Source organism: Fulvivirga aurantia (assembly GCF_009711475.1).
Lineage (GTDB): Bacteria > Bacteroidota > Bacteroidia > Cytophagales > Cyclobacteriaceae > Fulvivirga > Fulvivirga aurantia.
In genome coordinates, this window is record NZ_SMMD01000666.1 from 1 (window position 1) to 5327 (window position 5327).

Here is a 5327-nt window from a genome sequence, read left to right on the forward strand (position 1 = left end):
GGATGACTCACCTTTTGAGACGGCCTCTTTTTTGTTATCAATCAGCTTATTTTACTCTATAAGCTTAAAGAATCTACTCCATCTTATTTTGTTGAATAATCCTGCATTAGGGTCTAGGGAGAGCCAGATAAAGAAGCCTTTACCTACAATGTGGTCTTCAGGCACAAAACCCCAATAGCGTGAGTCTAATGAGTTGTGTCTATTGTCACCCATCATGAAGTAATAGTTCTGTTTAAAAGTATACTCTGTTATTTTTTCGCCATCTATAGTCAGGCTGTTCTCAGCTACTATTACATTCTCATTATGCTCATACAGGGCTATTACATCTCCGTATGTAGCAAGGTTCTCTCTATTGATTTGTATTGTTTCTCCCTGCTTAGGTATCGTCACTGGTCCGTACCAGTCACTATTCCACGGGAATAACTCAGGATCTGCTGGAAAAATACCCTGGTCTAGTTCACCTTTTTCGTAAGGTTCAAATCTTCTGTAAGGGTTGTTAGAAGCCGGTCTTACTTCTTTAACAAATGTTTCTTTTCGCAATTCTTCAACTTGTGTATCAGTTAAATAGACCAATTGTATTGCCTCAGGGCTCGTTTGTACTACCTGCATCTCTGGTATATCAAACTTTTCTAATACACGCTGGCTCATCACACTATTAGATATCACCAGGTGTGCAAACTGCATCTCTTCAGGGTTTTCTAATGGTTTGTTGTTTACGATGAGTTGTTTGTCCTCAATTTTTAAAACGTCACCAGGCAATCCGACACAACGCTTAATGTAGTTAGTCTTAAGGTCTACAGGGTAGTCGATTCCTTCATTAAGATTTTTCGGAGGTATGTTAAACACCACCACGTCATTTCTTTCTATATCGCTAAATCCTGGTAGTCTATGTTGTTTAAGCTGAATCCAGTCAAGGTAAGAGGGTAGGTTTGTAAACCATATTTTTTGATGCGTAAGAGGCATTTGTAAAGGTGTTGCGGGTGTTCTAGCTCCATAATGAAACTTACTTACAAACAGAAAATCTCCTACTAACAGCGACTTTTCCATAGAAGGCGTAGGAATGGTAAAGGCCTCCATAATAAGTGCTCTGATAATCGTGGCAGCAGCTACTGCAAAGATGATCGCATCTGCCCACTCACGAGCTGCAGACTTGTTTTGAGGTGGCAGCTCATCTAAAGTGCCAATGTATTTTACATCGTCTTTAAAACCGATATACGGGAAATAGGCGAAACTAAATAGAGTACCGGCAACGTGATGATAAAATTTATTCTTTCCAAAGCACTTACATAAGTCTATGTAAATAGAAAACGCTACAAAAACATTAACAATAGGAATAAGCAGGTAAATTATCCACCACCAGGGTCTTCCGACAATTTTGAGATGAGTTACCCAATTATAGATGGGAACAATTGCTTTCCAACCATCCTCTCCGGCTTTTTCGAATAGTTTCCAATAGCCGATGTAAAAAGCGATTAGAATAGGGGAGATGAATAGGTAAATATAAATGCTGTCCATTATATGTTATTTCTTTTTTAAAGCGTCAAGTTTTTGGAAACGTACAAATAAAACCAAAGGTTATAATTTTAGGAATTCGGCCATGCTGAGCACACCTTTTTTGTCCTTCAACCACTCGGCAACTAAAACGGCACCTTTAGCAAAGCCCTCTCTTGAGTGAGCTGTGTGTTTAATTTCGATGTCATCAATCGAGGAGCTATAGCAAACCCCATGAGTGCCAGGTACATCGTCTTTTCTTATAGCTGCAATAGGAATAGCGCCATCAGTCCGTTCGCCTAGTTTCCATTCTTTAGTTCTTTTTACATGGCTAAGTACACCCTCTGCCAAGGTAATGGCTGTGCCACTGGGGGCGTCTTTCTTTTGTGTGTGGTGTATTTCGTCAATTGAGATATCATACTCATCGAACTTATCCATCATGGCAGCAAGCTGCTCATTGAGTTTGAAGAAGAGATTTACACCAATGCTATAATTTGAGGCATAGAAAAAAGTACCATTTTCTTCCTGACAAAGTTTTTCTATTTCTGGCTTTTTGTCGAGCCACCCTGTGGTACCTGAGAGCACCGGTATGTTGTTTTTAAGACAATAGCTAATGTTAGAAACTGCAGCATCAGGCTGACTAAACTCGATGGCCACATCAATTGCAGCTGTGTCTAATTTTTCAAGATCTTGAGCATTGTCTTTTTTAATCCTGGCAATTATCGTATGGCCCCTTTCTGTTGCCATTTGGTCAATTATCTGACCCATTTTTCCATAACCTAGTATCAGGATATTCATACTAATCAAAACTTAAATTTAAGGCTTAGGCCAGTATTGTATCCAGCGTTGGTAAATTCTGGTCTTTCGATCATTGGTTCGATAGAAACCCTCAGTTCTGGGTTTAATTTAAATTCTTTGAGGTGAGCATCGATGTGAGCTTCAGCAATTTGTAGTAAATATAAAACTCCTGTCATGATCATGTAGAAATCGCGCTCTCTACGTGCTTTGTCAACCTGGTTTCTAACCTGGCTTTCGCTAAAACCTAAAGGAGTAGTAGAGCCACCTTCTTCTAACAGTGTAAAGAGGTCTTTGCGTAGCAATTTATACCTATCGTTGTAGAAATCAACAGTATAGCCCAAAGCAATAAAGCCCCCATAGATAATTGGGAGCTTCCAATAGCTTTTATTATAGACCTGACCCATGCCTGGGAAAATAGCTGAATACAAAGAGGCTTTGCGAGGTATATACTTATCGGCATAAGTCTCTATTTCCTCAATTTCTACATTTTCTCCTCGCTCTCTCACAAGAGGTGTATTATCTACTTCTGTAGTATCTACACGAGCAGGGCTAGGGGTTATTTGTCCGAAAACCGCAGAGGTAATAGATAAAAAAAGGCCTAAGGTTAAGAATCGCTTCATACTTCTAATATGTCGAGGATCCTGTTTAGGTCCTCTACTGAGACAAATGGTATTTTTATCTCACCTTTTTTGCCATCAGATTTTACCTGTACACGCGTGCCAAAGTGAGATGCTAGTTGTGATTGTAACTTAGCAATTTCTTTGCCACCATCTGATTCTTTTTCTTTTTCCTGCTTGGGCTTCTTCGGAGCCATGGCTTCTCTCACCAACTGCTCCACTTTTCTTACAGATAGATCCTGGCTGATAATCTTCTTAAATATATCCAGCTGTAAGTCAACATTTTCTATATTGATGATAGCGCGAGCATGGCCCATAGATATTTTCTTATCTCTAAGTGCTGCCTGAATGTCTGGTGGAAGTTTTAGTAACCTTAAGTAGTTGTTTACAGTGGTTCTGTTTTTACCAACACGGTCACCCAATTGCTCTTGCTTAAGATCGCACTCTGTAAGCAGTCGTTGATAACTAAGTGCTATCTCGATACTGTTTAGGTTTTCACGCTGAATATTTTCTATCAGCGCCATTTCTAACATCTGCTGATCGTCAGCTGTACGTATGTAAGCCGGTATTCTTTCTAAGCCGGCAAGTTTAGATGCTTGGAATCTACGCTCACCGGAGATAAGCTGATACTTACCTTTTGAAAGCTTTCTTACCGTAATTGGCTGTATAATTCCCTGAACTTTGATTGACTCAGAAAGCTCTGATAAAGCCTCCTGGTCAAAATGAGTTCTGGGCTGAAAAGGGTTGACTTCAATCTCTGCCAGCGCAATTTCTGACATAGAACCAGCCTCTGAAGCTGCTTCACTAATATCTAACTCTTTCTTCTCTTTAGCAGGAGAATCTTCTAACAATGCTCCTAGTCCTCTACCTAACGCGTTTCTTCTTTTTATGGGTTTCTTTGCCATGCCCTCCTCCTTGGATTATCCTTCTTGCGATATATTGTTTTTATCTAGTATCTCTTTTGCCAGATTAAGGTAGCTTATTGCCCCTTTACTTTCTGCATCATGTGCTATGGCGGGTACTCCAAAACTTGGAGACTCACTAAGCTTTATATTTCTAGGTATGATGGTATCGAAAACTATCGATTTAAAGTGTGTCTTTACTTCTTCTACCACCTGGTTTGAAAGACGCAGCCTTACATCATACATAGTAAGCAATATGCCTTCAATTTTCAACTCTTTATTCAGCCTGGTTTGAATGATTTTGATTGTATTTAAGAGTTTTCCTAAACCTTCAAGGGCAAAGTACTCACACTGTACCGGTATCATCACAGAGTCGGCCGCTGTTAATGCGTTGATGGTAATTAAACCTAACGATGGAGAGCAATCAATAATTATAAAATCATAATCATCTTTCACCGCTTTGAGAGCATCTCTCATACGCTCCTCTCTACGATCTATACTCACCATTTCTACTTCAGCACCTACCAGATCAATATGAGATGGCAAGATATGTAAATAGTCAATTTCAGTTTCAGTGATAGCATCTTTTACAGGTATATCATCAACCATACACTCATACACACTTACCTCAACCTCCTTTGGGTTAAGACCGACACCAGATGTGGAGTTGGCCTGAGGGTCAGCATCAACTACAAGTGTTTTGTACTCAAGAGCTGCCAAACTTGCAGCTAGATTAATGGCTGAGGTGGTTTTACCTACACCACCTTTTTGATTAGCTATTGCTATTACTTTGCTCATGTATAATTATATATTAATATTTTCTCCAATCTTCATTAAAATCAGCTCTTTATCGGCTTTTTGAAATAAAGATTTGGCCTCGTCATGATCTATTTCGATAAAAGGGAATGTATCATAATGCATTCCAATTACCTTTGATGTATTTACAAAATCTGCTGCCTTCACAGCGTCTTTCACGCCCATGGTAAAATTGCTACCAATTGGCATAAAAGCAAAGTCGATATCAAATTCTTCAGCAATTAATTTCATATCGTAATGCAAAGCTGTATCACCTGCATAATAAAAAGACTTTCCCTCTATGGTAAAAACAAACCCGGAAGGATTGCCACCATAGCTGCCGTCAGGCATTGCGCTTGAGTGTACAGCGTTCACCATTTTTACAGTACCAAAGTCAAACTTCCACTCACCGCCATGGTTCATCGGATGTATATTATCCAACCCCTGTTCTTCAAACCAGGAGACCACTTCGAAGGTAGAAACTATCTTGGCTTCGCTCTGTCTGTAAATGTCTTCAACATCTGAAACATGGTCTTGATGACCATGCGATATGAAAATATAATCTGGCTTTATAGTGCTTATATCGATGTCTTCGGCTAGTTGGTTAGGCAAAATGAAAGGATCGAAAAGAACCTTTTTGCCTGCAATTTCTAACTGAAAACATGAATGGCCAAAGTAGGTGATTTGCATATCAGATGATTAGATCTTGGTTTACAAAATAGGG

General features: G+C 39.4%; 6 protein-coding genes. All 6 read right to left on the minus strand.

Translation table 11 applies throughout. The features are described from left to right. Positions 1-51 precede the first annotated feature (51 nt). Genes lepB through E1176_RS06890 form a run of 6 tightly spaced genes read right to left on the minus strand, consistent with a single transcriptional unit; the run spans position 52 to position 5293 of the window. A complete protein-coding gene (gene lepB / locus E1176_RS06865; RefSeq protein ID WP_155209865.1) occupies positions 52-1515 on the minus strand; it encodes a signal peptidase I in 1464 nt (487 codons plus the stop codon). Positions 1516-1575: 60 nt separating this feature from the next. Further along, positions 1576-2289 (minus strand): 4-hydroxy-tetrahydrodipicolinate reductase, encoded by a 714-nt coding sequence (gene dapB / locus E1176_RS06870; protein WP_155209866.1) that lies wholly within the window; start codon positions 2287-2289, stop codon positions 1576-1578. Between the two features lie 5 nt (positions 2290-2294). Next, positions 2295-2909: a DUF5683 domain-containing protein gene (locus E1176_RS06875; RefSeq protein WP_155209867.1), complete on the minus strand. Its 615-nt coding sequence runs from the start codon at positions 2907-2909 to the stop codon at positions 2295-2297. Next, positions 2906-3811 carry a ParB/RepB/Spo0J family partition protein gene (locus E1176_RS06880; RefSeq protein ID WP_155209868.1) on the minus strand — a complete coding sequence of 302 codons (906 nt, stop codon included), beginning with the start codon at positions 3809-3811 and terminating at the stop codon, positions 2906-2908. Before E1176_RS06880 ends, E1176_RS06875 begins: the two co-directional genes overlap by 4 nt. 15 nt (positions 3812-3826) lie before the next feature. Then, complete coding sequence (locus E1176_RS06885; protein ID WP_155209869.1) at positions 3827-4606, minus strand: ParA family protein; 780 nt, start codon at positions 4604-4606, stop codon at positions 3827-3829. Between the two features lie 6 nt (positions 4607-4612). After that, positions 4613-5293, minus strand: a complete 681-nt coding sequence (locus E1176_RS06890; protein WP_155209870.1) for a metal-dependent hydrolase — start codon at positions 5291-5293, stop codon at positions 4613-4615. Between the last annotated feature and the right edge of the window lie 34 nt (positions 5294-5327).

Excerpts from the sequence above, each read along its gene's own strand:
- lepB (WP_155209865.1), bottom strand. The coding sequence starts at position 1,515 with ATGGACAGCATTTATATTTACCTATTCATCTCCCCTATTCTAATCGCT.
- dapB (WP_155209866.1), bottom strand. The coding sequence starts at position 2,289 with ATGAATATCCTGATACTAGGTTATGGAAAAATGGGTCAGATAATTGAC.
- E1176_RS06875 (WP_155209867.1), bottom strand. The coding sequence starts at position 2,909 with ATGAAGCGATTCTTAACCTTAGGCCTTTTTTTATCTATTACCTCTGCG.
- E1176_RS06880 (WP_155209868.1), bottom strand. The coding sequence starts at position 3,811 with ATGGCAAAGAAACCCATAAAAAGAAGAAACGCGTTAGGTAGAGGACTA.
- E1176_RS06885 (WP_155209869.1), bottom strand. The coding sequence starts at position 4,606 with ATGAGCAAAGTAATAGCAATAGCTAATCAAAAAGGTGGTGTAGGTAAA.
- E1176_RS06890 (WP_155209870.1), bottom strand. The coding sequence starts at position 5,293 with ATGCAAATCACCTACTTTGGCCATTCATGTTTTCAGTTAGAAATTGCA.